Origin of the sequence: Agromyces sp. GXS1127 (assembly GCF_050565425.1) — a bacterium.
Classification (GTDB): Bacteria; Actinomycetota; Actinomycetes; order Actinomycetales; family Microbacteriaceae; genus Agromyces.
Genome location: NZ_JBOCIG010000005.1, coordinates 144,570 through 170,826, shown reverse-complemented (window position 1 = coordinate 170,826; position 26,257 = coordinate 144,570). Strand labels below are relative to the sequence as shown.

Below are 26,257 nucleotides of genomic sequence, written 5' to 3'. Positions count from 1 at the left end.
GAGGGTGGCGGATGCCGCGGGGCGGCGGGGTGGGGCGGATGCCGCGGCCGCGCGGGGAGGTCGCGGCCGCGGCATCCGTGCAGGCCTACTGGTCGAGCAGGGCCTGCGCGTCGGCGTCGACCTGCGCGAGGAGCGCGTCGATGTCGGCGTCCTCATCGGTGAGGACGGCCTGCACCAGGTTGTCCATGAGCGCGTAGATGGGCTGGGTCTGGCCCTTGAACTCGCCGATCGGCGTCTGGTCGAAGATGCCCTCGGTGAAGCCCGCCATCTGGTCGAGCGGCACGTTGACGTACGGCTCGATCCAGGTGAGCGACTCCTCGTAGGTCTCCTGGTCGAGCACCGGCAGCACCGGGGTGCCGACGGCCTGGCCCGCGTCGGAGAGCGCCTTCGCGTCGGTGACCGCGGCGTCCTCGTCGAGCAGCTTCTGCATGTAGTACCAGTCGATCCACTCGACCGCCGCGGCCTTCGTGTCGTCGTCGAGGTTCGGCGGCATCACGGCGATGTCGCCGCCGCCGAGCACGCCGCCGCCGTCCTCGGTCGGGATGACGGTCAGGCCGTAGTCGTCGGGCGCCATGCCGAAGTCGCGCACGAGCGCGGTGTAGACGTCCGAACCCGAGGTGTACATGCCGAGGTTGCCGGCCGCGAACTCCTGGTTGATCGTGCCCCAGTCGTAGTCGAACGTCGCACCCATCGAGTCGTCCTCCCAGCGGAGGTCGTGGAGGTACTGCAACGTCGCCCGGGTGGCGTCGTTGTCGATCGTCGACGTGTAGGTGCCGTCGCCGTTCGCGGTCTGCAGCGACGCGCCCCGCGAGTCGGCCTGCACCGACAGCTGCCAGCCGCCCGTGTTGCCGGTCGCCATGGTCGCGTACCCGGCCTTGCCGGTCGCCTCGGAGATCTGCTTCGCCGCCGCGCGGACCTCGTCCCACGTGGTCGGCGGGCTGTCGGGGTCGAGACCGGCCTGCTCGAACAGCGCGCGGTTGTAGTGCAGGCCGTTCGCGTAGGCCTGGCGGGGGAAGCCGAAGACGTGCCCGTCGGCGTCGGTGACCTCCTCGAGGATGATGGGGTTGAACTTGTCGGCGTAGCCGAGTTCCTCGATCTCGTCGGTGACGTCGGCGAGCTGGCCGTTCTCGAGCAGCGTCTTCGAATCGGTGAAGGGCACGGTGAACACGTCGGGCAGGCTGCCGCCGGCCAGCTGCGCCGCGAAGGTCGGCGCCGTCCACTCGTACTCCACGCCGACGATGTCGATGTCGGGGTTGGCCTCCTCGAACTGCGCCTCCTGCTCGGCGAAGGCGTCGTAGGCCGCCTGGTCCGCGCCGGGCGGGAAGGTGGCGACGCGGAGCTCGAGCTTTCCGTCCTCCGAGCCGCTGCCGGACGTGCATCCGGCCAGGGCGCCCGCGACCGCCAGCGCGGTGATGCCCGCGATCGCGATCCTGCGTGATGACTTCATTGTCGTGGTCCTTTCGGTGCTGTGTTCAGGTGGTGGTGCGGAGGTGGGTGCGTTCCGCGGCGCGCCGCGGGCTCTCCGTCCCGGTCCGAACGCGGAGCCAGGCCGTCGAGTCGGGTGCGAGCAGGCCGCCGGCGAGCGGGGCGCTCGCGAGCAGGATCCGCTCGTGATCGGGGAGCTCGACCGGCGTGCGGCCGAGGTTGGTGACCGAGGCGAGGTCGTCGCCCCGGGTGAAGGCGAGCACGTCGGGCCCGAGGTCGAGCCACGCCATCGGGCCGTCGCCGAACCCGGCCTCGCGTCGGCGGATGCGGAGCGCGTCGCGGTAGAGCCGGAGCATCGAGCCGGCGTCCGCCTCCTGCGCCTGCACGCTGAGCGCAGCCCACGCTGCCGGCTGCGGGAGCCAGGGTGCGGCGCTCGCGCCGTCGGGGCTGAAGCCGAAGGGCGACGCCGTGCCCCGCCAGGGCAGCGGCACGCGACATCCGTCACGCCCCGGGTCGACCCCACCCGAGCGGAAGTGCATGGGGTCCTCGAGCACCTCGCGCGGCAGGTCGACCTCGGGCAGGCCGAGCTCGTCGCCCTGGTAGAGGTAGAGCGAGCCGGGCAGGGCCGCGGTGAGGAGGGCCGCGGCCCGGGCACGACGGGTGCCGAGTGCGAGGTCGGTGGGGGTGCCGAAGCGCTTGCGGGCGAACGCGAAGCCCGAATCCTCGCGGCCGTAGCGCGTGACCGGACGGGTCACGTCGTGGTTCGAGAGCACCCACGTGCTCGGGGCGCCGACCGGGGCGTGGGCGTCGAGCATGAGGTCGATCGAGGCGCGGAGCTCCGCGGCATCCCACGGCCGGGCCATGAAGTCGAAGTTGAAGGCCGTGTGCATCTCGTCGGGACGAAGGTAGGCCGCGAAGCGGGCGGCATCCGGCACCCACACCTCGCCGACGAGCACGCGCGTGCCCTCGTACGAGTCGGCGATGCGCCGCCATGAGCGGTAGACGTCATGGACCTCGTCGCGGTCCTCGGTCGGGTGACCGCCGGGCGCGGGCGCCTCGGGCACCTCCGGCAGCTCGGGGTCCTTGATGAGCAGGCCGGCCGAGTCGATGCGCACGCCCGCGACGCCGCGGTCGAACCAGAAGCGCAGGATGTCCTCGTGCTCGGCGCGCACGTCGGGGTGGTTCCAGTTGAGGTCTGGCTGCTCGGGCGCGAAGAGGTGCAGGTACCACTCCCCCGGCGTGCCGTCGGGGTTCGTCGTACGCGTCCACGTGCCGCCCTGGAAGTTCGAGACCCAGTCGGTCGGCGGCTCGTCGCCGTTCGGCCCCTTGCCCGGGTGGAACCAGAAGCGCTCCCGCTCGGGGCTGCCCGGACCGGCGGCGAGCGCCGCGCGGAACCACTCGTGCTCGTGCGAGACGTGGTTCGGGACGATGTCGATGATGGTGCGGATGCCGCGCTCGAGCGCCGCACCGATGAGCTCCTCGGCGTCGGCGAGCGTGCCGAAGGCGGGGTGGATGTCGCGGTAGTCGGCGACGTCGTAGCCGCCGTCGGCGAGCGGGCTCGGGTACCAGGGGTTGAACCAGAGCGCGTCGACGCCGAGCTCCTGGAGGTGGTCGAGGTGGGCGAGCACGCCGCGCAGGTCGCCGGTGCCGTCCCCGTCGGAGTCCGCGAAGCTGCGGACGTACACCTGGTAGATCACGGCGCTCCGCCACCAGAGCGGATCCGCCGTGAGCGCCGTCGGCGCCGGCGCCGGCTCGGTCGTCGCCGGTTCGGCCTGCGGCGCGTTCGCCGGTGCGTCGGCGGCCTCGGTGAGGGGCGTGGTCACGGCGGTCGTGCTCCTGTCGTCGGCTGGTGGCGCGCCGCGTCCAGGAGGACCACGGCGTCGATGCCCGTCAACGTAATGAGAGCAACAGGATGATGCAACTTTTCAACATCTGGACAAAAGTTTGCGACGACTTGCGAGCGATTGCGGGAATCGCTTGCGAGAACCGCGCGAGCATCGCGTGCGGATCAGCGCGGGGCGGGGGCCGTCGAGGCGCGCACGACGAGCTCGGGTGCGAAGAACACCTCGTCGCCCGTCCCGCCGTCGCTCGTCATCTGCCGCATGAGCAGCTCGATGATCATCTTGCCCATCGACTCGATCGGCTGGCGCACGGTGGTGAGCGGCGGCTCGGTGCAGTTCATGAGCGCCGAGTCGTCGTAGCCGATGACCGACACGTCCTCGGGCACGCGCAACCCGGCGCGGCGGACGGCGCGCACCGCTCCGAGCGCCATGGGGTCGCTCGCGCACACGATGCCCGTGACGCCCGCTGCGACGAGCTTCGCGGCGGCCGTCTGCCCCGACTCGAGCGAGTAGAGCGAGTGCACGACGAACTCGTCGGGCAGCTCGACCCCGTGCCGCTCGGCCATCGCGAGCGCCGCGGCGTGCTTGCGCTGCGACGGCACGTGGTCGCGCGGACCCAGGAGGATGCCGATGCGCTCGTGCCCGAGCTGCAGCAGGTGCCCGAAGGCCTGCTCCATCGAGGCGACGTCGTCGCACGACACGGTCGCGAAGCCGAGCCCGTCGACGGGCGCGCTCACGAGCACGGTCGGCAGCTTCAGCTCGCGCAGCCGCTCGTAGTGGTCGTGGTTCGCCTCGGCCTGCGTGTACGCGCCGCCCGTGAAGATGACACCCGACACCTGCTGGTGCAGCAGCAGCTCGACGTAGTCGGACTCGGAGACCCCGCCCGCGGTCTGGATGCAGAGGACGGGCGTGAACCCGTTCTGGGCGAGTCCGCCGCCGATGACCTCGGCGAGCGCGGGGAAGATCGGGTTCTGCAGCTCGGGCATCATGAGCCCGACGAGCCTGGCGCGTTCACCGCGCAGCTTCGTGGGCCGCTCGTAGCCGAGCACGTCGAGGGCGGTGAGCACCGCGTCGCGCGTCGACGCGGAGACGCCGGGCTTGCCGTTCAGCACGCGACTGACCGTCGCCTCGCTCACGCCCACCTTGCGCGCGACGTCCGCCAGCCTCCTCGACACGGCGGCAATGCTAGTCGAGTGAGCGCAAGAACTCGACAGGATTCAGTCGGCTGGCTGGAATCCCGGCGTGCGTCCATCGCGCCCGACGTACTTCACGACGAGGCTGCAGTCGAGGTCGCCGTAGCCCTCCGCGATGAGGCGCGCGAACCGCTCCATCGCGAGCCGTCCCGCGGCGAGATCGAGCCCGGCCGCCTCCCCGGCATCGAGCGCATACGAGAGGTCCTTCTCAGCGAGGCGGGTCGTGAAGGTCGCCTCGAAGTTGCGGTTCGCAGGACTCGTCGACACGACGCCGGGCACCGGGTACCAGGTCCGCAGCGGCCACGAATCGCCCGACGAGACGGTTGCGATGTCGTGGAAGATCGTCGGGTCCAGCCCGAGCGCCTCCGCGAGCCGCGCGCCCTCGGACGCCGCCTGGAGCGTGATGAAGAGCATGAGGTTGTTGGCGAGCTTGGCGGCGATGCCCGCCGTCGGCCCGCCGACGACGAACACGTGGCCGGCCATCGGCGTCACGAGCCGCGCGGCCTCGCCGGTCGCGGCCTCCTCGCCGCCGAGCATGAAGGTCAGCGACCCGGCATGCGCGCCGGCGATCCCGCCCGAGACCGGGGCGTCGACGAACCGGATGCCGCGTGCCTCCGCCGCGTCATGGCACGCGCGCGACGTGGCGACGTCCACCGTCGAGGTGTCGAGCACGAGGGCGTCGCGCCGCACGACGTCGAACACGCCGACCCGGCCGCCCGCTCCCCCGATGAGCACGTCCCGCGAGTGCTCCGATCTCGGCAGCGACGTGAACACGGCGTCGGCGTCACGGGCCGCGGTCGCGGCATCCGTCACGATCCGGACGCCCGCGGCGGCCGCCCGCTCGGCCATGCCCGCGTCGACGTCGAAGCCCACGACCTCGTGCCCCGCCTCGACGAGGTGCGCGGCCATCGGCCCGCCCATGTGCCCGAGTCCGATCCACCCGATCCCGGCCATCGCGTCCTCCTCGACGTCGCTCGCGACGCGTCGTCGCGCCTGCCTCCACGCTACGACGCGTCGCGTGCAGGCGCACGGGTCACTCGTCCCGCCGCCGCGGCGCCCCGGACGAGCGGCGATCGACGCCCTCCGGGCAGGACCGTCGCAGGGGACGCCCCTGTCGCAGGGGCGATGGGCGGACCCGCACGTCCCGAGGGTCACGCCCGTCCCGGGGGCGACCCCGGGTCCGGAGGGGCGACGCCGGTCCGGAGGGCGACGCCGGGTCCGGGAGGGCGATGCGATGACCCGCACGGCGCATCCCGGAGACGACGTCTCCGTCATCTGAACACCGCGATCGACGTGACGTCGTGCGATGACCGCGCCGGGAGCGGCGCGGAGAGCGCTACGGGATCGTCTGCGCCGTCACCTCGAGGTCGGTCACCGGGCGCTCGCGCTGGGTCGCGAGCGCGAGCGCCGCGGCGCCGCACACCACGACGATCGCGAGCGCCTCGATGGGCGTGAACGACTCCCCGAGCAGGAGCACGCCGAAGACCGCGGCGATGACCGGGCCGAAGCTCGTGATGATCGCGTAGAGGCGTGGCGTGATGCGCCGGAGGATGTAGGTGTCGAGGCTGTACGGCAGGGCCGAGCTCAGCACGCCGACGCCGAGCAGCAGGCCGGCCACGCGCCAGTCGATGACCGCGGCGTCGAACGTCCAGACGGCGATGGGCAGCAGCAGCGCGAGGCTCACGAGACTCGCGACCGTGAGTCCCTCGAGCCCCGGAAGCCGGGTCGCCACGCGCCGGGTGAGCAGGATGTACGCGGCCCAGCTGGCCGCGGCGGTCAGCGCCAGGAGCACGCCGATCGCATCGACGCCCGCACCCGCCGACGAGGCCGCGGCGGCGGCATCCGCCTCGCCGATGCCGGGCGCGATGAGGAGGTACACGCCCGCGCCCGCGGCGACCGCGCACGCGACGTCGAGCAGGCGGCGCGAGGTGAACAGCGCGATCGAGAGCGGTCCGAGGAACTCGATCGTGGCGGCGATGCCGAGGCCGAGCCGGTCGACCGACATGTAGAACGTGACGTTCATGACGGCGAGCACGACGCCGAGGGCCAGTGCCGGGCGCAGGCGTCGCCAGGTGAGTTCCGCCCGCTCGGGTCGGTAGAACGGCAGCACGGCGGCCGCCATCACGAGCTGGCGCACGGCGACGACCACGAAGGCGCCCACGACGGGGATCACGAGCCCGGCGAGCGCGGACCCGAAGTTGATCGAGACCTCGGTGCCGAGCTGCGTCGCCGCGCCGGCGACTCGGCGGCGCCGGAGCGCGCCATCGGCATGGTCCGGCGCGGGTGCCGGGTCGGTCTCGTGCGTCACGGAATGACGATACGCGGTGCGCGACTCGCCCCCGTTCCTCTTCCCCGGTCGGCCGCGGCTGTTGTTGGCTGTGGTCAGGGGTGCGCGATGACGAAGCCATTCGGAAGCCTGACGGACGACGAGGTGCAGCACGCGGGACGGGTGGAGCTGCGGCGGGTCGTGGTGACGGACGACGTCGAGTCCTGGGACCTGCTGCTCTACACGGCCGGAGGACTCGAACCGATCGCGGTCGACGCGTTCAGCCTCGACGAGCTGAATCGCACGAACCCGCCCTCGTCGCGCGACCTCGCCGACGGCGTCGCGAAGGTGGTGCTCGGATGCCACGGCCTGCGCCGCACGGAACCGTGGACCATGTCGCGCGACGCGTCGAGCTGGTCCGCGCGCGTCGCACCCGTGCCGGTCGCCGCCTCGGAAGAGGCTCCGGCCGGGAGCTGACGCGGCGGCGCGGCGGCCGGGCGGCCCGTCCCCGCGCCCGGGCCCGCGGGCGGCTGGTCAGTCAGCCGTCGAGCTGCTCGCGGAAGCCCGCCGGCACCGACCCTGCCCGAGCCCGCCGGCCGGCGGCCACGCTCGCCTCGGCCGCGACGAACCCGTCCGGGCGCACGAGGTAGAGCCGGTCCGAGCGCAGTCGTCCCGCCGCAGGCGGGAACACGTGGTGCTCGATCCCGAGCGATTCCGCGACGGCGCGCACGAGGTCGGCCGGCGCACCGTACCCGTGCACCTGCCAGCGGAACGACCGCAGCGCGTTGAGGTTCGAGGGGTCGCCCGCGGCGTACGGCAGCCGCTTGCCCACGATGTCGTCGCGCACCTGCGAGCGGGTCGGCGCGAGCGGCGACATCCGGTACCTGATGCGGATCTGCGAGAGGAAGCCGAAGAGGCGCCGACCGCCGATGAGCCGCGGCACGAGGCGGACGGCCGCCGGCCCGAACATCGGCAGCAGGCGCCCCCGGACGATCCGCGCGGGCCGGGACTCCGAGGTGACCAGTCCGAACAGCCGGTCGGTCGTCGCGACGAGCCGGCGCGCGACGGGCCGGCGCTCGGCCTCGTACCGGTCGAGCCGGCTCGGCGGCATGCCGCCCGCGAGCACGTCGCCGAGCGCGCACGCGAGGTTGTGCGCATCCTGCAGGCCCGTGTTCATCCCCTGCCCGCCGACGGGTGAATGGATGTGCGCGGCGTCGCCGACGAGGAAGCACCGCCCGTCGCGGAAGCGCGCGGCCACGCGGTGGTGCAGGCGGTAGGTCGCGAACCAGGTCGACGACCGGTAGCCCACCGTGAAGCCGCGCGCGATACGCGACCGCACGAGCCGCTCGGGCAGCCGGTCCTGCTCGTCGAGGTCGGCGTCCCGCACCACGCCGAGGATACGGTGGTGCCGCGCCTCGCCCATCGGGAAGGAGAGGAGGATGTCGTCGGGCGACATCCTGATGTTCACGACGCCCTCGACGAGGCCGCTCGCCCCGATCGCATCGGCGACGAAGAACGTGTGCTCGTTCGTCACGCCCTCGAACGGGATGCCGTGCAGCTCGCGCACCGCCGAGTGCGCGCCGTCGGCGCCGATGACGTACCGCGCCTCGACGACGACCGGCCCGTCCGGCCCCTCGAGGGTCGCCGCGACGGACGACGCCTGCGCGTCGAGCGCGAGGAGCCGGTGCCGCCATCGCACCTCGCGGCCGTGCGCCGCGAGCGCGTCGACGAGCAGTCGCTCGTTGCGGCTCTGCTCGTAGACGGTGACGTCCGGGAACGGCGTCAGCCCCTCGGCGAAGCTCCGGAGCGGCACGCGACCGAGCACGCGATGCCGGAACGCGAGGATCGCGCCGACCGCCGCCCCGCGCTCGGCGAGGATCCGCTCCGCGAGGCCGAGCTGGTCGTACAGCTCCATCGAGCGCGCCTGCACGACGAGCGCACGCGACTCCCGGGTCGGGCCGTCCTTGCCGTCGACCACGATCGCATCGACGCCGCGACGAGCGAGCACGTTCGCCGCCATGAGGCCGCTCGGCCCGGCGCCCACGACGAGCACGTCGGTGCGCAGGACCTCGGGCTCCGCCATGCACCCAGCCTGTCACCGCCCGCACGATGACGGAATGCGTCGACGCGGCGCGGCCCGGGATGCCATGCTGAGGCGGTCACCGCGTCCGACGGCCGCACCGGCACGCGTCCACCGTTCCGCGCACCTCCGAGGAGGCCGCCCTGTCCCATTCGCTCGTCATCGTCCCCGGCATCGGCGGTTCGGGACCCGACCACTGGCAGTCGCACTGGGAGGCCGCCCTTCCGGGCACCCTCCGGATCGCCCCGGCATCCTGGGATCATCCGGCACTCGACGACTGGGTCGACGCCGTCGACCGTGCCGTGACGGCGAGCGCCGCCCCGCCCGTGCTCGTCGCGCACAGCCTGGGCTGCCTCGCGGTCGCGCACTGGGCCCTGCGGGCGGATGCCGCGGCGGCCCGCATCTCGAGCGCCTTCCTCGTCGCCCCGCCCGATCCGGCCGGCCCGGCCTTCCCCGGCGCCGCCGCCTCCGGCGGGTTCACGTGCCCGACCCGGCCACTCGGCATCCCGGCGACGGTGCTCGCCTCCTCGGACGACCCCTACTCCGACCTTCCGCGGAACGCGGCCGTCGCCGCGTCGTGGGGCGCGGGGTTCGTCGACCTCGGCCCGCGCGGGCACGTCAACGCGGCCGGCGGCCTGGGCGAGTGGCCCGAGGGCCTGCAGCTGCTGGAGGACCTCGCGACTAGCGGACCCCGAGCAGCAGGTCCTCCGGCCGCGTGACCTGGCGCGGTCCGGCGGCGGCGAGCGCCTGCGGCATCCGATCGGCGGCGACGAGCGCCGGCATCTCGAGCCCGGTGATCGCGGCGATGTCGGCGACCGGGACCTGGAACGTGCGGAACGGGCCGAGGTCGGGCACCTCGCCGGCTCCGGCGGCGAGGCGGGCGCGCTCCCGGGCCGCGATGCCCGCACTGCTGCGGAACGGGTCGTCGAGGTCGACGACGGGCGACTGGTCGAGGAGGAAGCCGGCCGATGCGAGCTCGTCGCCGGAGCGCCAGGCCACGACCTTGACGAAGCGCAGCGGCACCTGGATGTCGCGGTACGGCGGATCGCCGGCGTCGAGGACGGGCGCGGTGAACACGCTGAGGCGCTGCGCGTGCACGCGCGCGAACTCGAGGACGTGGTCTTCGAGCCCGTTCCACAGCTCGAGCGACTGGTTGAACTCGGCCTGCTGCGGCGCGGCGTTCGGATAGCGGAAGGTCTCGGCGTTGGCTCGCGCGGCGACCTCGGGCGGGCCCCACACGGGGTCGCGGCGCCGCACGAGGTGCCCGCGGTCGAGGTCGTTGCGCGCGTAGACCTCGGGGCCGGCCTGCCAGTCCTCCGGGATCCGCGCGTCGTAGCGCCAGTCGTCGCCGCGCTCGACCTCGACGAGGGCGGCGCCGTCGACGTTGACGCCAGTGATGCGCGCGAACCGCCGGCGCGTGTCGAGCACGATCGTGAAGTGCAGGTAGTCGAGGGCGACGGATGCCGCGGCATCCGCCTCGGGCACCGCCGGCATGGGGGCCTCGAGCCCCAGGAACTGCGCATCGAACCCCATGCGCCCAGCGAACCACGCTCCGCCGACACCGGCCGGGGCGCGCTGTCAATGCCTCGACGGATGCCGCGGGCTCGACGAGCATCGACCGTGGCACGCCGATCGGCGGCCGGCCGATCGGCGGCCGGAGGAGGGACGCGCATGACCGAGACACCGGGAACCCAGGACGCCCCCATCGAGGACGGCGCGGGCGACGCGACCCGCACGGAGCAGATCCGCGGGATCCTCGTCCAGGTGCGTGAGGACCTGCGCCTGGGCAACGCCACCGACGAGGCCGACGAGCTCCGCCGCCGGTTCGCCGACGCCGGCATCGCGGTCTCCGACGAGGAGATCGAGCGGTACGCCGCGCACGAGATCTGAGGCGCGGCGCCGGTCAGCCGGCGTCGCCGGCCGCGAGCCGCGCGGCCAGCCAGGTCGCCTGGCGCTGCCAGTGCACGCCCTGTCCGCCCTCGTGCTCGTTGAAGGCGTACTCCACGACCTCCGCCCCGACCGCGTGGTGGTTCGCCGCGGCGTACACCGTCGAGGGCGGGCAGACCGGGTCCATGAGCGCGACCGAGACGAGCGCGGGTGCGCCGGCGCGCTTGGCGAAGTTCACGCCGTCGAAGTACGAGAGCGTGCGGAAGACGGCGGGCGCGGCATCCCGGTGGATGGCCAGGTAGCGCACGATCTCCTGGTACGGATCGCGGTCGGTCAGGCCGACCGAGCGCTCGAAGCAGCAGAGGAACGGCACGTCGGGCATCGCCCCGACGAGACCGTCGGCGAGGCCGGCCGCGGCGAGCGCGATGCCGCCGCCCTGCGACCCGCCGGTCACGGCGACCCGTGTCCCGTCGACCGCGTCGAGCGAACGGACGGCGTCGATCGCGAGCACCGCGTCGGTGAACACGCGCCGGTAGTAGTACTCGGCCGGGTCGTCGATGCCGCGCGTCATGAACCCCGGGAACGACGGACCGGCGCCGTGCGGGTCGGGCGTGCCGCCGCCGGTCCCCCACGCGCTGCCCTGCCCGCGCGTGTCCATGAAGAAGTACGCGTACCCGGATGCCGCCCACTGCAGCCGTTCGTGCGGGAGGCCGCGGCCGCCGCCGTAGCCGTTGTACTCGACGACCGCGGGCAGCGGCCCCGAGGCATCCGCCGGCACCAGGAACCAGCCCTTCACGGGGTCGCCCGCGTACCCGGAGAACTCGACGTCGTACACCTCGACGAGCGCGAGCGGCGAGTCGACGCGCGTCAGGCGCGGCGGCGCCGCGACGGCGCGCGAGGAGGCGAGGGTGTCGGCCCAGAACGCGTCGAAGTCCGCCGGCTCGGCGACCTCCGGGCGGAACGCGCGGAGTTCGGCGGCGGGCAGGTCGAAGAAGGGCATGCGGGCTCCTCGCTGAGCAGCGGCTGGGGACGGACGCCAGCGTACCGGCGAGGTCCGGACCGCGCGCGCCGCGGCCCGATTCCCCGGCAGGATGGGACGGTGCCGCGACCCGCGCGGCCGGACGGGAGCAGTACGTGAGCGGCAGGGTCGTGGTCTCGGGACCGGCGTCGTGGAACCGGATCGTGCAGGTCGAGCACCTGCCCGATCCCGTGCCGCACATGCAGTTCGCGCTCGGCGACCACGAGACCGTCGGCGGCACGTCGGCGGGCAAGGCGCTCGGGCTCGCGGCGCTCGGCCGGCCCGTGCTGCTGTCGACCCTCATCGGGTCGGACGCCGACGGCGAGCGCCTGCGCGGCATCCTCGAGCGGGTCGACGGGCTCGACCTCGACGTGGTCGACGGCCTGCGCACCGAACGGCACCTCAACCTGATGACCCCGCTCGGCGAGCGCGTGTCGATCTACCTCTCCACGCCCGACGACCGGAGCGCGCCGGCCGACGCGCGCCTGACCGCCGCCATGCAGGATGCCGCGGCGATCGTCCTCGACCTCTCCGAGCGCTCGCGCCGGCTGATCCCCGACGCCCGCGCCGCGGGCCGGCCGATCTGGACCGACCTCCACGACTACGACGGCGAGGCCGAGTTCCACCGCCCGTTCCTCGACGCCGCCGACGCGGTGTTCCTCAACGCCGACCGGCTGGGCGGCGACCCGATGCCGTTCCTGCGGCGCGTGGTCGACGAGGGCGCCCGGCTCGCGGTCTGCACGCTCGGGGCCGAGGGCGCCGTGGCGCTCAGCGCGGCGCGCGGCGTCGGCAGCGTGACCGAGCATCGGGTCGACGCGGTGCCCGTCGACGTGCTCGACGCGAACGGCGCCGGCGACGCGTTCATGTCGGGCGTCCTGCACGCGATGCTCGACGGGGCCGGCGTCGACGCCGCGCTCGAGGTCGGCGCGCAGCACGCGGCGTCCGTCCTGGTGACCCGGCACCTGCACCCGACCCTCGACGATCTCGTCGACTGAGCCGGGATGGTCGACTGAGACGAGGGCGGATGCCGCGGCATCCGCCCTCGCTCGGGAACCCGTCTAGCGCTGGAACTCGCGCCCGCGCACCTCGGTCGGCTGGATCCGCACCCAGCGGTCCTTCTCCTCCGGCGCCCACGGGTGCACGCCGAGCGTCTCGGCGTGCTCGATCTCGCTCCGGCGCTCGAGCTGGCGCGCCTCGCCCTTGACGACGACGCTGAACGCGTCGGCGTCGGTATAGCCGTCGACCTCGAATGCGACGTGGGAGTGGATGGTCAGCTCGAGCAGCTTGGTCCCCGCCGAGGTGCGGAACACGAGCGCTGGCGCGTCGACGCCCTCGCGGTCCACCATGTGGTTCACCGGGAAGATGTCGACCTCGCCCGCGGCGAACACCGCGATGCGGCCGAACGGCGCCGCCTCGATGCGCTTCCAGCACTCCTCCTCGCTGAGCTGCTGCGTGGGGGGTCGCTCGTCCTGTCCGTCCATCGCGGCTCCTTTCTCCGTGGTTCGAGCTTGGCAGGGTTCGGATGCCTCCGACCAGCCCTCCGGCCGGCCCTCCGTCAGATCGACGCGTCGATCGCCGCGACCGGATCGAGTGGTTCCGCGGACCCGGGCGCAGGCCCGTGCCCGGGCCCGGGCTCCGGTCGTCGCGCGATCCCGGCGACCTGGCCCTGCTCGGGCACGCGGGCCGGCCACCCCAGCTCGCGCCTGATGCGCGCCCGGAGGGTGTCGGCTGCGTGCGCCTCGCCGTGCACGACCCAGGTCATGCCGGGCGGCTCCGGAGCTGTCCGCATCCAGGCGAGCAGCTGCGCGGCGTCGGCGTGCGCCGACATCGACTCGATCATGACGACCTCGGCGCGGATGGGCAGGTCGCGCCCGAAGAGCCGCAACGTCCGTTCGCCGGCCTGCAGTGCGGCACCGCGCGTGCCGCCGGCCTGGAAGCCCGTGAGCACGATCGCGTTCCGCGGGTCGGAGCCGTACGCCTCGAGGTGGTGCAGGATCCGCCCGCCCGTCAGCATCCCGCTCGCCGAGATGATCACGAGCGGGCCGCCGCGGAGGTTCAGGAGCTTGGAGTCGTCGACCGTCGAGACCCGCCGGGCGAGCCCGTACATCCGCCGCAGTTCGTCGCCGCCGAGCCGGTGCTCCTCGGGGTGGCCCTCGTAGATCGCGGCGGCGTCGACCGCCATCGGGCTGTTCAGGTAGATCGGCACGTCGGGCAGCTCGCCGCGGTCGGCGAGGCGCGAGAGGTGCAGCAGCACGGCCTCCGTGCGGCCGACCGCGAACGCCGGGATCATGACGACGCCGCCGCGGCGCGTGACCCGGCGGATCACGTCGCCGAGCGCCCGCTCGGGATCGTCGGTCGCGTGCACGCGGTCGCCGTAGGTCGACTCGACGACGAGCACGTCGGTCGGCTCCAGCGCCTCGGGCAGTCGCATCAGCGGGTCGTCGGCCCGGCCGAGGTCGCCCGTGACGTGCACGGTGGCGCCGTCGACGTCGAGGCGCGCCTGCGCGGCGCCGAGGATGTGGCCGGCGTGCACGAGGCGCACGTCGATGCCGGGAGCAGCGCGGCGCGACTCGTGGAAGTCGAGCGGCTCGAAGCGCGGCATGGCCCGGCGCACGTCCTCTGCGGTGTAGAGCGGGCGCGGGTCGGCGTGCTTCGACCAGTGGCGGGATGCCGCGTGCCGGGCCTCCTCCTCCATGAGGTAGGCGCTGTCGGCGAGCAGGATCCCGGCGAGCTCGATCGTGCCCGGGGTGGCGAGGATGCGGCCGGCGAACCCGTCGCGGACGAGCGCCGGCAAGTAGCCCGAGTGGTCGAGATGGGCGTGCGTCAGGACGACCGCGTCGATCGAGGCCGGCTCGACGGGGAACGGCCGGCGGTTGCGGGCGCGCAGCACCTTGTAGCCCTGGAACAGGCCGCAGTCGACGAGCACGCGGGCGCCGTCGGACTCGACGAGGTGCCGCGACCCGGTGACGGTGTCCGCCGCGCCGAGGAAGCGGATGCTCCGACCGCCCATGGCCTAGCCGACGTCGCTGACGACGATGACCGGGCCGGTCGCGCGCAGCAGCAGGTCGTGACTGACCGACCCGAGCAGGAAGCGCGCCATGCCGCCGGCGGTGTGGCTCGCGACGATCACGACGCTCGCGGACTCGGTGGCCTCGGCCAGGATCGCGGCCGCCGCTCCGCGCTCGAGGCGCCCCTCCGGTTCGGCGGAGTGCTCGCGCGCGAACGCCAGCGCGTCGTCGAGCACGTCCCGGCGCATGTCCTCCATGAGCGAGACGTCGCTGAGGTACTCGATGTAGGCCGAGTTCCAGCTCGTCGGGACGACCCAGGCGTGCACGAGCTCCAGCGGCTCGTCGAGCCGCACGGCCTCCTCGATCCCGAAGCGCACCGCGTCCTTCGCCCGGGCGGACCCGTCGACCCCCACGACGACGCCCCGCCGCTCGGCGGCCTCCCAGTCCGGCGGGATCACCGCGACGGCGCCGCGGCCCCGACGGCCCGCGAGGCGCGCACCGAGGGTCCAGGCCGTCTCGTGCCCGCTCTGGGATGCCCCGACCACGACGAGCGCGCCGCCGTCGAGGTACGCGGCGAGCTCCTTGTCGGGCCGGCCGTGGACGGTGATCGTGTCGATCGTGCGGCCCGGGCGCTCGGAGCGGAGTCGCGCGGCGCGATCGATGAGCGCGACGCGCGCCTCCGGCAGGTCGCCCGTCGCGGCGAGGTACTCGCTCGACGTGTCCTGTCCCGGGAGGGTGTGCACGATGAGCAGCGGCGCGGCGTCGCCGCGCGAGGCGGCCCATCGCAGCGCCGCCTCCGAGTTCGGCGATCCGTCCCATCCGACGACGACCTGCGTGAACACCTTCGATCACCCCTCCGCGGCACTGCCGACTGCCTGACCCCAGCCTCGCGGAGGGGGGTCGCGGCATCCGGGCCGAAGGTCACTCGGGCGGCGCGCCGGCGATGGATGCCGCGTGGCGGGGCGTCGGCGCTGCGCCTCAGCGTCCCCGGTTGTCGACGAACGACATCCGCGGACCGCGGCGCGGACGCCCCCGGAGGCCGGCGGCCATCATCAGCCGGATCACGCGGTAGCGCTGCCCGGCCCACGGCACGAGCGCCTCGAGCATCTCGTCGTCGGTCATGTCGCGTCCGTAGAGCGCATGGCCGACGTAGTTCGACAGGTGGTAGTCGCCGACCGACACCGCATCCGGGTCGCCGAACGCGCGCTGCGCGACCTCGGCGGCCGTCCACGCGCCGATGCCCGGGAAGAGCATGAGCCGGGCCGCGGCGTCGGCGTGCGAGAGTCCGGCCGCCTCCTCGACGCGATCCGCGCGCGCGGCGACGCGCTGGATCGCGGCCGCGCGCTTGGGGTCGACGCCGGCGCGGTGCCATTCCCAGACCGGGATGGCGCGCCATCCGTCGGCCGAGGGCACGACCCGCATCGGACGCGGCACGGGGCCGGGCGCCGGCGCGCCGAACGCGAGCACGAGGCGCCGCCACGAGGCGTGCGCCTGCAGCGTGATCACCTTCTGCTCGAGGATCGCGGGCACGAGCGACTCCATCACGCGCGCCGTGCGCGGCACGCGGAGGCCCGGATTGCGCCGGTGCGCCGCGTCGAGCTCCTCGATGCCGGTGCGGAACCCCGTGGTGTCGTCGCGCTCCCCCAGCATCGACGGCGCGAGCGCCACCGCCGCCTCGGCGCCCGGCCCCCACGCCTCGATGTGCACGAGATCGGCTCCGCGCTGCACGACCCGCAGCGTCGCCGCGCCCCCATCGGTGAGCGTGGTGCGCCAGATCGCGCCGTCGGCCGCGCGCGTGAACGTCGGGTCGCCCGGACCCCGCCGCAGCACGCCGAGCGTCTGCGCGACGTCGGTCTCGTGCGGGGCGCGCCAGTCCAGCGCGAGGTCGGGGCTCACCCCTCCAGTCTGCGCCCCGCCGCCGACGCCGGCGACCCGCCGCCTCTGCGAGGATCGAGGGACCGCCGCACCACGAGGAGCACCGCATGCACGACCAGTCCGAGGCGTCCGCCCCGCACGACCACCTGCACCCCGACACCGTCGCCGTGCACGCCGGCCGCCCGCCTCGCGAGCCCGACGGCCCGATGAGCACGCCCGTGCACCTCGCCTCGACCTTCCACGCGGGCGGGCCGAACGCGTACGGACGCTACGGCAACCCGTCGTGGACCGCGTTCGAAGAGGCCCTCGGCGCACTCGAGGGCGGCGAGTGCGTGGCGTTCGCGTCGGGCATGGGCGCGATCTCCGCCGTGCTCGCGCTCGTCCCGACGGGCGGCACGGTCGTGGCGCCGCGCCACTCGTACACGGGCACGATCGGCCTGCTCGACGACCTCGTCGCGACGCGCGACGTGACCGTCAGGTACATCGACGTCCGCGACGCCGGCTCGGTGGCGGATGCCGCGCAGGGCGCCGACCTCGTCTGGGTCGAGTCGCCCACCAATCCCGCGCTCGAGGTGGCCGACCTCGACGCGATCGGCCGCGCCGCGCGTGAGTCGGGTGCCCTGTTCGCGGTCGACAACACCTTCGCGACGCCGCTCCTGCAGCGACCGCTCGAGTCGGGCGCCGACCTGGTCGTGCACTCGGCGACGAAGTCGATCTCGGGCCACAGCGACGTCATCATGGGCGCGGTGATCGCACGCGACGCCGAGCTGCGCGGCCGAATCGTCGCCCGCCGCAGCCTGAACGGCGCGATTCCGGGCGCACTCGACGCCTTCCTCGCCCTCCGCGGACTCCGCACGCTGCCCGTCCGGCTCGAGCGCGCCCAGGCGACCGCCCGCGAACTCGCCGTCCGCTTCGCGGAGCACGCCCGGCTCGACGAGGTCCGCTACCCCGGCTTCGGCTCGATCATCTCGATCGTCGTCGCGGGCGGGGCGGATGCCGCGGAGCGGGTCGCCGCGGCGACCCGCGTGTGGGTGCACTCGACGAGCCTCGGCGGCGTCGAGTCGCAGCTCGAGCGCCGTCGCCGCTGGCCCGCCGAGGCCGACACCATCCCCGACGGGCTCATCCGCCTGTCGGTCGGCCTCGAGCACGTCGACGACCTCGCGCGCGACCTCGAGCAGGCGCTCGACCGCGCGGCCGATCCGGACGCCCCGACGACGGGCACCGCGGCCGGTCCGATCGCGCCCGAGGCATCCGGCTACTGATCCCGCGAGCGGGCGGCGGCATCCGGGTGACCTTCGACCTGCGCCCCGCCGCGCGGACCGGATCATGCTGGTGCCGACCCGGCCGATGGCGAAGGGGGTGGTGCGCATGACCGTGCAGGGACTCGCGCGCCTGGTGCTGCTGACCGTCCAAATCTTCGTGGGCATCACGAGCGTGCTCGGCGGGGCGGCGCTCGTGCTCGGCGGAGTGATCGACTTCAGCGGGACGGCGCTCGCGATCCCGCTCGACTACCTCGACGGCTCGCCGTTCACGTCGTTCCTGGTGCCGGGCCTCGCGCTCGCGATCCTGGTGGGCGGGACGCACCTGGTCGCGTTCTCGATGCTCGCGCGCCGGATGCGCTGGGCCATGATCGCGTCGGCGACCGCGGGGTTCGCGATGCTCGTCTGGGTGTTCGTGCAGATGGTGTTCATCCCGTTCAGCCCGCTGCAGGCGATCTACTTCGGCCTCGGCCTCGCGGAGCTCGCGGCGACGCTCGTGCAGCTCGACATCCTGCACCCGTGGGCGCACGCGATCGTGCACCGCGACCGAGCGAACGTCGACCTCGCGACGCCGGACGCCGCACGACCGTCCTGAGCCGCATCCGCAACGGGTTCCGCCGACCCGGGATCCGTGCCATGGTGGGCTTCAGGGCCACCGGCCGGCGGAGGAGCGCCGCCTGCTGGCGGACACGAGATGAGGTCGCATGACCGAGACGCCGCGGAGCGGAGTGCTCGCCGGGCGGCGCGCCCGCGCCGGCGCGTCGTTCCTCGCCGTCGCGGTGATCCTCGCGGCGACGAGCGTCTCGGTCGACCTCGCGGCGATCGGCTTCTCCCCTGCGGCGCAGCCGGTGCTCGTCGAGGCGCTGTCCGACGTGCTCGAGGTCGTCGCGGTGTGGGGGGCGCTGCCGCTCGGCCTGCTCCTGCTCCTCACGGCCGGCGATGCCCGGGCGTGGCGCCGCTGGGCCGCCGTCGCCGCCGCGATCGGCGCGCCGATCGCCGTCCAGCTGACCGGCGCCGCGGACTCGCCGTTCCTGATCCTGCTCGCGCTCGCGGCCGCGGTCGGGGGCTACGCGCTCATCGCGCTCGGCCTGTCGGAGCACCGCCGCGACCCGATCCGGCCGGGCCGGGTGAGGGCCGCCGTGATCGTCCTCGCCGCGGCGGAGGTCGCGGTGATCGTCCTGGGCCTGCTGCACCTGCTCGTCTGGAATCCGCTGGCAACCGTGCCCGAGCTCTCGCTGACGCAGATCTACGCGATCCTCGTCGAGCGCGTCGGCGTGATCGACGGCGGGCCCTTCGTCTGGGCGCTCGGTGCGTCGCTCGCCACGGCCGCGGGAGCGATCGTCGCCCTCCAGGGCGCGCGCCGCGGCTTCGTGACGACCCACGCCGTCATCACGGTCGGACTCGTGCTCATCCACGTCACGACCTTCTTCCTCTGGTGGGCGGGCTTCGCCCTCGGACTCAACCTGGCCGACGCCTTCGCGACCGCCGGCGGGGACGTCTCCTCGGTCGGCTCGCTGCTCGCGCTCGTGGGGGCGTCGTGCCTGTCGGCGGCGATCCTGCTCCAGCTGCGTCGCGCACCCTTCGCCGACGCGGATGACGCGATCGACGTCGAGGACGACGACACGATGGAGCGCGCCGCGCCGTTCCCGGCCGGGCGGCCGGTCGACCCGTCGGGCGGCGCGGCAGGCTCCGTCGAACGCGTGACCCCCTAGCGTGGTGTCATGGCTGCACGCAGCGACGACGCCGTGGTGCTCGAGGTCGGCGGGCACGAGGTCCGGGTGAGCCATCCGGGCCGGGTCGTCTTCCCCGAGCCCGGGCTCACCAAGCTCGACCTCGTCGAGTACTACCTGGCCGTCGCCGAGGGGGCGCTGCGCGGGGCCGGCGGGCGCCCGATGGTGCTCAAGCGGTTCGTGAAGGGCATCGGCGCCGAGCCCTTCTTCCAGAAGCGCGTGCCGGAGAACCATCCCGACTACATCGACACCGCGACGCTGCAGTACGCGCGCGGCACGTCGGCCGAGGAGGCGGTCGTGCGGGATGCCGCGGGGCTCGCGTGGGTCGTGAACCTCGGATGCCTCGACCTCAACCCGCACCCCGTGCGCGCCGAGGACCTCGACCATCCCGACGAACTGCGGGTCGACCTCGACCCGATGCCTGGCGTCGACTGGTCGCAGATCGTGGACGTCGCGCTGATCGCGCGGGACGTGCTCGAGGACCACGGGCTCGTCGGCTGGCCGAAGACCTCGGGCTCGCGCGGCATGCACCTGCTCGTGCGCATCGCGCCGCAGTGGGACTACGCCGACGTCCGCCTCGCCGCCGAATCGCTCGCGCGTGAGGTCGAACGGCGCGCTCCCGGGCTCGCGTCGGCGCGCTGGTGGAAGGAGGAGCGCGGCGAGAGCGTCTTCGTCGACTTCAACCAGAACGCGAAGGACCGCACCGTGGCATCCGCCTACTCGGTGCGGCCGCTGGCCGACGCCCGCGTCTCGACGCCGCTCGACTGGGACGAGGTCCGCTCGCGGCGGCCGGAGGAGTTCACGGTGCCCACCGTGCTCGAGCGCTTCGGCGAGCGCGGCGATCCCCACGCGGGCATCGACGACGCCGTCGGCTCGCTCGCGGGCCTGCTCCGCCTCGCGGAGGAGCTCGGACCCGCCGAGAAGGCCCCGCGCGGCGCCGCGCGCGGCGACGGATCGGGCCGCCGCGTCTCGACGATGCCGCTCATCGAGGTCGCCCGGACCGAGACGAAGCCCGAGGCGCTCGACGCGCTCGAGCGCTGGAAGAGCGCGAACCCGGGCGTCGTGCCGCACCTCAGCCCGGCCGACGTGCTGTTGGACGGCATGCGCGGATCGAGTTCGCTCTGGTATCGCGTGCGCGTGAACCTGCAGCACGTGCCCGAGGCCGAGCGGCCCGAGCAGGGCCCGCTGCTCGCCGACTACGACCCGTGGGAGGCGGCGCGCAATCGCGGGTCGTGACGCGCGTAGCCGTCGCGGAGCACGACCCTCCCTGCTTCGATGAGGTCGATGTCCTTCCAGGCGGCCAGGAACAGTCCGCGGTGCACGCGACGAAGGTAGTGCGCGATCGGCCACGGCGCCGACACGTCGGTCCGCTCGTACCCCCACATCGAGGTCCGGCTCCGGGGGCTCACGAGCAGGCCGACGAGCCGGGGTTCGGCGAGCAGTTGGCCCGGAGCACCGTCGATCGCGAACCGCGCGTCGACCACGGCGCCGACGTGCGCGCCCGACGCGTCCACGACCTCCGAGCCGAGGATCTCATTCAGGATCATGGCGACCTCCCGGGATCCGTCCGACGATGTGCCGGCTCACCCAGCGCTCGACCCAGGTGGCGTCGAGGCTCCCTCCCGCGACCCCGACCGTGAGGACCGTGCCGACGTCGGAGACGAGGCGCCAGGGGATGCGCATCCGCCGCGAGGGCGGCGGGCGGCCGCCGAAGATGCGGGTCGGCAGTTCCATGCCGACGAGGAGGTCCGCGACCGTCGGCGGCGCCGCATCCGCTTCGATCGGTCGACCGGGCTCGATGCCGGTGAGCTCCAGGTCCGCGACGACCGAGACGGGCACGCCCTCGCGGTCCAGGACCTGCCGGTCGAGCAGGTGCAGCTGGGCGTCGAGCACGCGCCCGGCCGGCTGCGGCATCCGTCGGTTCATGCTCCGGCCCCCGTCACGATCAACAGCGGGATGGCGGCGAGCGCCGCCGCCATGATGACGACGAGGTACACCATCGCGATGGCGTTCATGCCGCGGCCGTTGACCTCGTCGCCCATGTACTCGGGGTCGTTGGCGACGAGGAGGATCGGCAGGTAGGTCAGCGGCAGGGCGACCGCCGAGAACACGACCGAGATCTCGGTCACGGCGATCGGGTCCACGCCGGTCGCGAGGATGCCGACGGCGACGAGGAGCACGACGATCATCGCGACGTGGAACCGCGCCGCCTGCGCGGGCCGTCGGAACTTGCCCCACGACCACCCGAGGTACTGGGCGAGCGTGTATCCCGTCGAGAGGGTCGTCTCGAGCGCGGCGCCGAACGTCGCCGCGAGGATCCCGACGATCGCGAAGCTCAGCAGCAGCGGGCCGCCCGCCTCGGCGACGGGGAGCACGACCTGACTGAGCGAGGTCACCGCGATCGATTCCGGCAGCAGCACGACGGCGGCACATCCCGCGATCGCGATCGAGAGCAGTCCGCCGAGCGGGAAGCCGACGAGGACGTTGGCGCGCGAGGTCGCGAGGTCCTTCCGCGTCCATCGCTCCTCGATGGCGCCGGAGGAGAAGAAGAACACCTCGTACGGGGTCATCGCCGCGCCGAACAGGGCCACGGCGTAGAACCAGTAGGTCGCGACGGGCTCGCTGTCCGGCACGGCCGGACGCACGGCCTGTTCGACGAGCGCGCCCCAGTCCGGCGCGAGTAGGAACAGGGCGACGGCGAACGCGATCAGCGCGAGACCCAGCAGTCCCGTCACGTTCTCGAGCAGGTCGAACTTCGCGCGCCACACGACGATCCACACGCCGAAGGCGGCCACCGGGATCCACCAGCCCGGTCCGACGCTCGTGGCGAGCTGGAGTGCGAGCGCGACGCCGCCGACCTCGGCCGTCACCGTGAGCAGGGTGATGAGGAAGGATGCCGCGAGGTTCGCCAGTCCGGCGCGTGAGCCGAGCCGCTCCCGGATGACCTCGAACGTCGCCCGGCCGCTGACCGCGGCCACCCGGCCGGCCATCTGCGCGTACACGCAGATGCCCACGACCCCGAGCACCACGACCCATGCGAGGCCCAGCCCGAACCGGGATCCCACGACCGCGTTCGTCACGAGGTCGCCGATGTCGACGAACCCGCCGATCGCGGTCAGGATGCCGAGCGCGACGGCGAAGAGGCGCTTCACGGGGAGCCCTCGTGGGCGAGGGAGCGCAGCGCGGCCTCGGCATCGGCCACGCGGTCGGCGGCGTCGCCCGGGTCGCCGATGCCGGAGAGGGCGTCGACTGCGGCGCCCAACGCCAGCACCGCGCCGTCGAGCGCGTCGAGCGCCTCGACCCGCCGGCCGGCCTCGATCCCGTCGCCGGCGTCGAGCTCCGCCACGGTCCGGGCGGCCGCGGCCGCTTCCCGGCGTGCGTCCCGAGCCGCGGTGACGGCCGTCGTGCGGAAGCTGCTGCCGTCGGCGTCGAGCTCGAGTGCGAGTCGCCCCGTCGCCGTCGCGGCGACCGCCTGGTCGATCGCGTCACCGACCCGGTCCGCGGTGCTCGTGCATGCGGTGAGCAGCAGCGCGGCGACGGCGAGGACCGCTGCCGGAGTCGCGCGCGCCCGATGCCCGGACATACCGCTCCGTCGGCCCCGTCGTGCGCCACGGTGTCCACTGCTGGGCGAGCTGTCCGGTCCCACGTCGTGACGCTAACGCGCTTCGGCCTCGGGGGCGGGGGGATTGACGCGGGCTCCGGACGGGGTTCGGGTCGGCCACGACGCTCAGGCGGATCGCGGAGTGAACGCCGCGTGCAGCAGGGCCCACGCCCGCTCGGCCGTGCCGGCGCGGTCGGCGGGCTCGCTCCGGGCGACGATGCCGGCGAGCATCGAGATCGCGAGGAGCACGTCGTCGGCGTCGACGTGCGCGCCGAACCGGCCCGCCGCGCGCTCGTGGTCGACCGCGGCGACCGCGATCTCGCGCACGCGTGCCCCGAGCCGCTCGACGCGGGCGTCGTGCGGGTTGGCCGAGATCAGGTCGATCAGGGCGGTCGAGACGAGCGCCTGCGCGATGACCCCCCGCAGCAGTTCGTCGAGGCCCGCCTCGGGCGGCGCCACCGCGGCCTCGAGCTCGTCGAGGTTCTCCTCGTAGACCGCGATCGCGAGCGAGAGCCGGTCGGGGAAGTGCCGGTAGAGGCTGCCCTGGCCGACTCCCGCACGCTTGGCGATGGCGCTGAAGGGCGCGGCGAGCCCCTCGGCCGCGAAGATCTCGCGCGCCGCGGCGAGCAGGGCGCGGCGGTTCGCGGGGCCGGCACTGGGGCCCAGGTTCGGCTTGCGCGGCCTGGGACCTTCTCCCCGTCGACGCTCGGACATGGGTGTTAGGTTACTACCGGACAGAGATGTCCGGTGTGCTGGACAGGACACCACCGAGAAGCAGAAGGACACCCCATGAGCACCCGCAAGCCCCTCACCGGCGACTCCTCCATCAAGACCTGGCTCGAGGACCCCGTCGGCGGCCCCATCATCCGCGACCTCCTCACCCAGTCCGGGCAGGACCCCGACGTGCTGCGTCCGGTCCACCGCCTGGCGCTCAAGCGCCTCATCAAGCTGAGCAAGGGCCAGTTCTCGCAGGAGATGGTCGACCAGCTCGTCGCGCGCGCAGCGGCGGGCGACGTCCCGGCCGGCGCGGCCGCGGCATCCGCCCCTGCGACCGAGGCGACCACGGCCGAGGCCGCGCCCGAGGTCGAGTCCGTCGAGCGTCCCGAGTGGGTCGAGCGCATCGACCAGGGCCGCTTCACGGGCAAGACCGTGATCGTCACGGGCGCCGGCTCGGGCATCGGACGCGCCACGGCGTCGCGCATCGCGCGCGAAGGCGGAACGGTCGTCGCCGTCGACGTCTCGCAGGAGCGCCTGGACGCCCTCGCCGATGAGCTCAGCTCCGCGGAGCACGACGGGGCCGAGGTCGTGACGGTCGTCGCCGACATCACCGACGACGCCAAGATCGCCGAGATCATCGCTGCGGCCGGCGGCCGCATCGACGGCCTCGCCAACATCGCCGGGATCATGGACGACATGACCCCGATCGGCGACCTCACCGACGCCGTGTGGGACCGCGTCATGCGGGTGAACGTCGACGGCACGATGAAGCTCATGCGCGCGGTCGTCCCCGGCATGGTCACCCAGGGCTACGGCTCCATCGTGAACACCGCGTCCGAGGCCGCGCTGCGCGGCTCCGCGGCGGGCGTCGCCTACACCGCGTCGAAGCACGCCGTGGTCGGCCTCACCAAGTCGACCGCGTTCATGTACGGCCCGAGCGGCCTCCGCGTGAACGCCGTCGCTCCCGGCCCGACCATCACCAACATCGAGGCCTCCTTCGCCTCGCCGCTCGGCGCGCAGCGCGTGCGGCAGGCGATGGCGCTGCTTCCGGATGCCGCGGAGGCCGAGGCACTCGCCGCGTCGATCACCTTCCTGCTCTCCGACGACGGCGTGAACATCAACGGCGTCGTGCTCGCGTCGGACGGCGGCTGGTCGGCCGCGTGATCCCTCCGGCGGTCGAGTAGGGCGCGGAGCGCCCGTATCGAGACCTCCCCCGTGGTCTCGATACGGGCCTCCCCGCGACCCGACCGCCGCCGGCAGCCCCATGACAGCATGGTGCGATGGGCACCAACGCGAAGCGCATCCTGTTCATCGGCGGCAGCGGCGTCATCAGCTCGGCGTGCGTCCGGCGGGCCGTCGCGGTCGGGCACGACGTGACCGTGCTGAACCGAGGCGGCTCATCCGACCTCAGGCCGCTGCCGGCCGACGTGCGGCAGGTGGTCGGAGACATCCGCCGCCCCGACGCCGTGCGCGACGCGCTCGGGCACGGCACCGGCGACCCGCTCGAGTTCGACGTGGTGTGCGAGTTCCTCGCGTTCACGCCCGAGCACGTGCAGGCCGACCTCGACCTCTTCGAGGGGCGCGTCGGCCAGTACGTCTTCATCAGCTCGGCGTCGGCCTACCAGACGCCGCCGAGCCGGCTGCCCGTGACCGAGTCGACCCCGCTCGTGAATCCCGAGTGGCAGTACTCGCGCGACAAGATCGCGTGCGAGCAGCTGCTCGTCGACGCCGTCCGCGACCGCGGGCTCCCCGCGACCATCGTGCGGCCCTCGCACACGTACGACGCGACGCTCATCCCCACGCTCGGCCACTGGACCGACCTCGCGCGCATGCGCGCCGGCCGACCGGTCGTCGTCCACGGCGACGGCACGAGCCTCTGGACGATCACCCACCACGACGACTTCGCGGTCGCGTTCGTCGGGCTCCTCGGCAACCCGATGGCCGTCGGCGACGCGTTCCACATCACCGGCGACCATGCCCCGACCTGGAACCAGATCTACCGATGGCTGGCCGAGGCCGCCGGTGCGCCCGGCGTGGAACTCGTGCACGTGGCTTCCGAGACCATCGCGGCCGTCCATCCCGAGTGGGGGCCGGGCCTCCTCGGCGACAAGGCGCACTCGATGGTGTTCGACAACGCCAAGGTCAGGGCGCTCGTGCCCGAGTTCAGCACCACGGTCACGTTCGACGAGGGCGCACGACGCATCGTCGAGTTCTACGACGCGCACCCCGAGCTGCAGGTCGTCGACCCGGTGGCGGATGGCGCGTTCGAGCGGATCCTCGCACTCCCCCGCCGATGAGTGGGAGGTTGCTGCGACCCGGTTCCCTCGCGACGGAGCCGGGTCTAGCCTGAGGGCACG

The 26,257-nt window shown here is 73.7% G+C and carries 27 protein-coding genes; 10 read left to right on the top strand and 17 right to left on the bottom strand.

Annotation, left to right across the window (positions count from 1 at the left end):
• Positions 1-85: 85 nt before the first annotated feature.
• The 5 genes from ACQ393_RS11065 to ACQ393_RS11045 all read right to left on the bottom strand — a co-directional run bounded on the left by ACQ393_RS11065 (position 86) and on the right by ACQ393_RS11045 (position 6,767).
• Positions 86-1,447: an extracellular solute-binding protein gene (locus ACQ393_RS11065; protein ID WP_430646878.1), complete on the bottom strand. Its 1,362-nt coding sequence runs from the start codon at positions 1,445-1,447 to the stop codon at positions 86-88.
• 25 nt (positions 1,448-1,472) lie between these two features.
• Positions 1,473-3,248, bottom strand: a complete 1,776-nt coding sequence (locus tag ACQ393_RS11060) for a glycoside hydrolase family 13 protein (protein ID WP_430646877.1) — start codon at positions 3,246-3,248, stop codon at positions 1,473-1,475.
• 185 nt (positions 3,249-3,433) lie between these two features.
• A complete protein-coding gene (locus tag ACQ393_RS11055) occupies positions 3,434-4,441 on the bottom strand; it encodes a LacI family DNA-binding transcriptional regulator (protein ID WP_430646876.1) in 1,008 nt (335 codons plus the stop codon).
• Between the two features lie 42 nt (positions 4,442-4,483).
• Positions 4,484-5,413 carry an NAD(P)-dependent oxidoreductase gene (locus tag ACQ393_RS11050; protein WP_430646875.1) on the bottom strand — a complete coding sequence of 310 codons (930 nt, stop codon included), beginning with the start codon at positions 5,411-5,413 and terminating at the stop codon, positions 4,484-4,486.
• A 382-nt stretch (positions 5,414-5,795) separates the two neighbouring features.
• The gene (locus ACQ393_RS11045; RefSeq protein ID WP_430646874.1) at positions 5,796-6,767 is read right to left on the bottom strand and encodes an EamA family transporter; all 972 of its coding nucleotides are present in this window, start codon (positions 6,765-6,767) and stop codon (positions 5,796-5,798) included.
• 87 nt (positions 6,768-6,854) lie between these two features.
• Between ACQ393_RS11045 and ACQ393_RS11040 the strand changes: the two genes are divergently transcribed.
• Complete coding sequence (locus ACQ393_RS11040) at positions 6,855-7,202, top strand: hypothetical protein (RefSeq protein ID WP_430646873.1); 348 nt, start codon at positions 6,855-6,857, stop codon at positions 7,200-7,202.
• 61 nt (positions 7,203-7,263) lie between these two features.
• On the opposite strand, the gene ACQ393_RS11035 is transcribed toward ACQ393_RS11040, so the two are convergent.
• Positions 7,264-8,808, bottom strand: a complete 1,545-nt coding sequence (locus ACQ393_RS11035) for an FAD-dependent monooxygenase (protein WP_430646872.1) — start codon at positions 8,806-8,808, stop codon at positions 7,264-7,266.
• A 140-nt stretch (positions 8,809-8,948) separates the two neighbouring features.
• Here ACQ393_RS11035 and ACQ393_RS11030 point away from each other — a divergent pair, with 140 nt between their 5' ends.
• Positions 8,949-9,524 carry an RBBP9/YdeN family alpha/beta hydrolase gene (locus tag ACQ393_RS11030; RefSeq protein WP_430647022.1) on the top strand — a complete coding sequence of 192 codons (576 nt, stop codon included), beginning with the start codon at positions 8,949-8,951 and terminating at the stop codon, positions 9,522-9,524.
• Here ACQ393_RS11030 and ACQ393_RS11025 read toward each other — a convergent pair.
• Complete coding sequence (locus ACQ393_RS11025; protein WP_430646871.1) at positions 9,487-10,338, bottom strand: DNA/RNA non-specific endonuclease; 852 nt, start codon at positions 10,336-10,338, stop codon at positions 9,487-9,489. The genes ACQ393_RS11030 and ACQ393_RS11025 overlap by 38 nt on opposite strands.
• 138 nt (positions 10,339-10,476) lie before the next feature.
• Between ACQ393_RS11025 and ACQ393_RS11020 the strand changes: the two genes are divergently transcribed.
• Positions 10,477-10,695, top strand: coding sequence for a hypothetical protein (locus ACQ393_RS11020; protein ID WP_430646870.1), 219 nt, complete (start codon positions 10,477-10,479; stop codon positions 10,693-10,695).
• A 13-nt stretch (positions 10,696-10,708) separates the two neighbouring features.
• Here ACQ393_RS11020 and ACQ393_RS11015 read toward each other — a convergent pair whose 3' ends face one another.
• A complete protein-coding gene (locus ACQ393_RS11015) occupies positions 10,709-11,692 on the bottom strand; it encodes an acetylxylan esterase (RefSeq protein WP_430646869.1) in 984 nt (327 codons plus the stop codon).
• A 134-nt stretch (positions 11,693-11,826) separates the two neighbouring features.
• On the opposite strand from ACQ393_RS11015, the gene ACQ393_RS11010 reads away from it, so the two are divergent.
• Entirely contained in the window at positions 11,827-12,705 is an 879-nt protein-coding gene (locus tag ACQ393_RS11010; protein WP_430646868.1) for a carbohydrate kinase family protein, read from the top strand.
• Between the two features lie 63 nt (positions 12,706-12,768).
• On the opposite strand, the gene ACQ393_RS11005 is transcribed toward ACQ393_RS11010, so the two are convergent.
• The 4 genes from ACQ393_RS11005 to ACQ393_RS10990 form a co-directional block, all read right to left on the bottom strand.
• Positions 12,769-13,191 (bottom strand): pyridoxamine 5'-phosphate oxidase family protein, encoded by a 423-nt coding sequence (locus ACQ393_RS11005; RefSeq protein WP_430646867.1) that lies wholly within the window; start codon positions 13,189-13,191, stop codon positions 12,769-12,771.
• Between the two features lie 74 nt (positions 13,192-13,265).
• Positions 13,266-14,720 carry an MBL fold metallo-hydrolase RNA specificity domain-containing protein gene (locus ACQ393_RS11000; protein ID WP_430646866.1) on the bottom strand — a complete coding sequence of 485 codons (1,455 nt, stop codon included), beginning with the start codon at positions 14,718-14,720 and terminating at the stop codon, positions 13,266-13,268.
• 3 nt (positions 14,721-14,723) lie between these two features.
• Positions 14,724-15,560, bottom strand: coding sequence for a universal stress protein (locus tag ACQ393_RS10995; protein WP_430646865.1), 837 nt, complete (start codon positions 15,558-15,560; stop codon positions 14,724-14,726).
• 136 nt (positions 15,561-15,696) lie between these two features.
• Complete coding sequence (locus tag ACQ393_RS10990; RefSeq protein ID WP_430646864.1) at positions 15,697-16,614, bottom strand: DNA-3-methyladenine glycosylase family protein; 918 nt, start codon at positions 16,612-16,614, stop codon at positions 15,697-15,699.
• A gap of 86 nt (positions 16,615-16,700) precedes the next feature.
• On the opposite strand from ACQ393_RS10990, the gene ACQ393_RS10985 reads away from it, so the two are divergent.
• From ACQ393_RS10985 to ACQ393_RS10970, 4 genes are all read left to right on the top strand, one after another.
• Entirely contained in the window at positions 16,701-17,855 is a 1,155-nt protein-coding gene (locus ACQ393_RS10985; protein WP_430646863.1) for a trans-sulfuration enzyme family protein, read from the top strand.
• A 64-nt stretch (positions 17,856-17,919) separates the two neighbouring features.
• A complete protein-coding gene (locus ACQ393_RS10980) occupies positions 17,920-18,447 on the top strand; it encodes a hypothetical protein (protein WP_430646862.1) in 528 nt (175 codons plus the stop codon).
• Positions 18,448-18,556: 109 nt separating this feature from the next.
• Positions 18,557-19,564 carry a hypothetical protein gene (locus tag ACQ393_RS10975; protein ID WP_430646861.1) on the top strand — a complete coding sequence of 336 codons (1,008 nt, stop codon included), beginning with the start codon at positions 18,557-18,559 and terminating at the stop codon, positions 19,562-19,564.
• 9 nt (positions 19,565-19,573) lie between these two features.
• Positions 19,574-20,818, top strand: a complete 1,245-nt coding sequence (locus ACQ393_RS10970) for a DNA polymerase domain-containing protein (RefSeq protein ID WP_430646860.1) — start codon at positions 19,574-19,576, stop codon at positions 20,816-20,818.
• Here the strand turns inward: ACQ393_RS10970 and ACQ393_RS10965 are convergent.
• The 5 genes from ACQ393_RS10965 to ACQ393_RS10945 all read right to left on the bottom strand — a co-directional run bounded on the left by ACQ393_RS10965 (position 20,779) and on the right by ACQ393_RS10945 (position 23,897).
• Positions 20,779-21,129, bottom strand: a complete 351-nt coding sequence (locus ACQ393_RS10965; RefSeq protein ID WP_430646859.1) for a PRC-barrel domain-containing protein — start codon at positions 21,127-21,129, stop codon at positions 20,779-20,781. The genes ACQ393_RS10970 and ACQ393_RS10965 overlap by 40 nt on opposite strands.
• Positions 21,116-21,496, bottom strand: a complete 381-nt coding sequence (locus ACQ393_RS10960) for a hypothetical protein (RefSeq protein ID WP_430646858.1) — start codon at positions 21,494-21,496, stop codon at positions 21,116-21,118. The genes ACQ393_RS10965 and ACQ393_RS10960 overlap by 14 nt, the downstream gene beginning before the upstream one ends.
• A gap of 8 nt (positions 21,497-21,504) precedes the next feature.
• Positions 21,505-22,734, bottom strand: coding sequence for an NRAMP family divalent metal transporter (locus ACQ393_RS10955; protein WP_430646856.1), 1,230 nt, complete (start codon positions 22,732-22,734; stop codon positions 21,505-21,507).
• On the bottom strand, positions 22,731-23,165 hold the full coding sequence (locus tag ACQ393_RS10950; RefSeq protein ID WP_430646855.1) for a hypothetical protein: 435 nt from the start codon (positions 23,163-23,165) through the stop codon (positions 22,731-22,733). Before ACQ393_RS10950 ends, ACQ393_RS10955 begins: the two co-directional genes overlap by 4 nt.
• 144 nt (positions 23,166-23,309) lie before the next feature.
• Positions 23,310-23,897 (bottom strand): TetR/AcrR family transcriptional regulator, encoded by a 588-nt coding sequence (locus ACQ393_RS10945; RefSeq protein ID WP_430646854.1) that lies wholly within the window; start codon positions 23,895-23,897, stop codon positions 23,310-23,312.
• 75 nt (positions 23,898-23,972) lie between these two features.
• On the opposite strand from ACQ393_RS10945, the gene ACQ393_RS10940 reads away from it, so the two are divergent.
• Positions 23,973-25,064 (top strand): SDR family NAD(P)-dependent oxidoreductase, encoded by a 1,092-nt coding sequence (locus tag ACQ393_RS10940; RefSeq protein ID WP_430646853.1) that lies wholly within the window; start codon positions 23,973-23,975, stop codon positions 25,062-25,064.
• Between the two features lie 116 nt (positions 25,065-25,180).
• Positions 25,181-26,197, top strand: a complete 1,017-nt coding sequence (locus ACQ393_RS10935) for an SDR family oxidoreductase (protein WP_430646852.1) — start codon at positions 25,181-25,183, stop codon at positions 26,195-26,197.
• Positions 26,198-26,257: the final 60 nt, after the last annotated feature.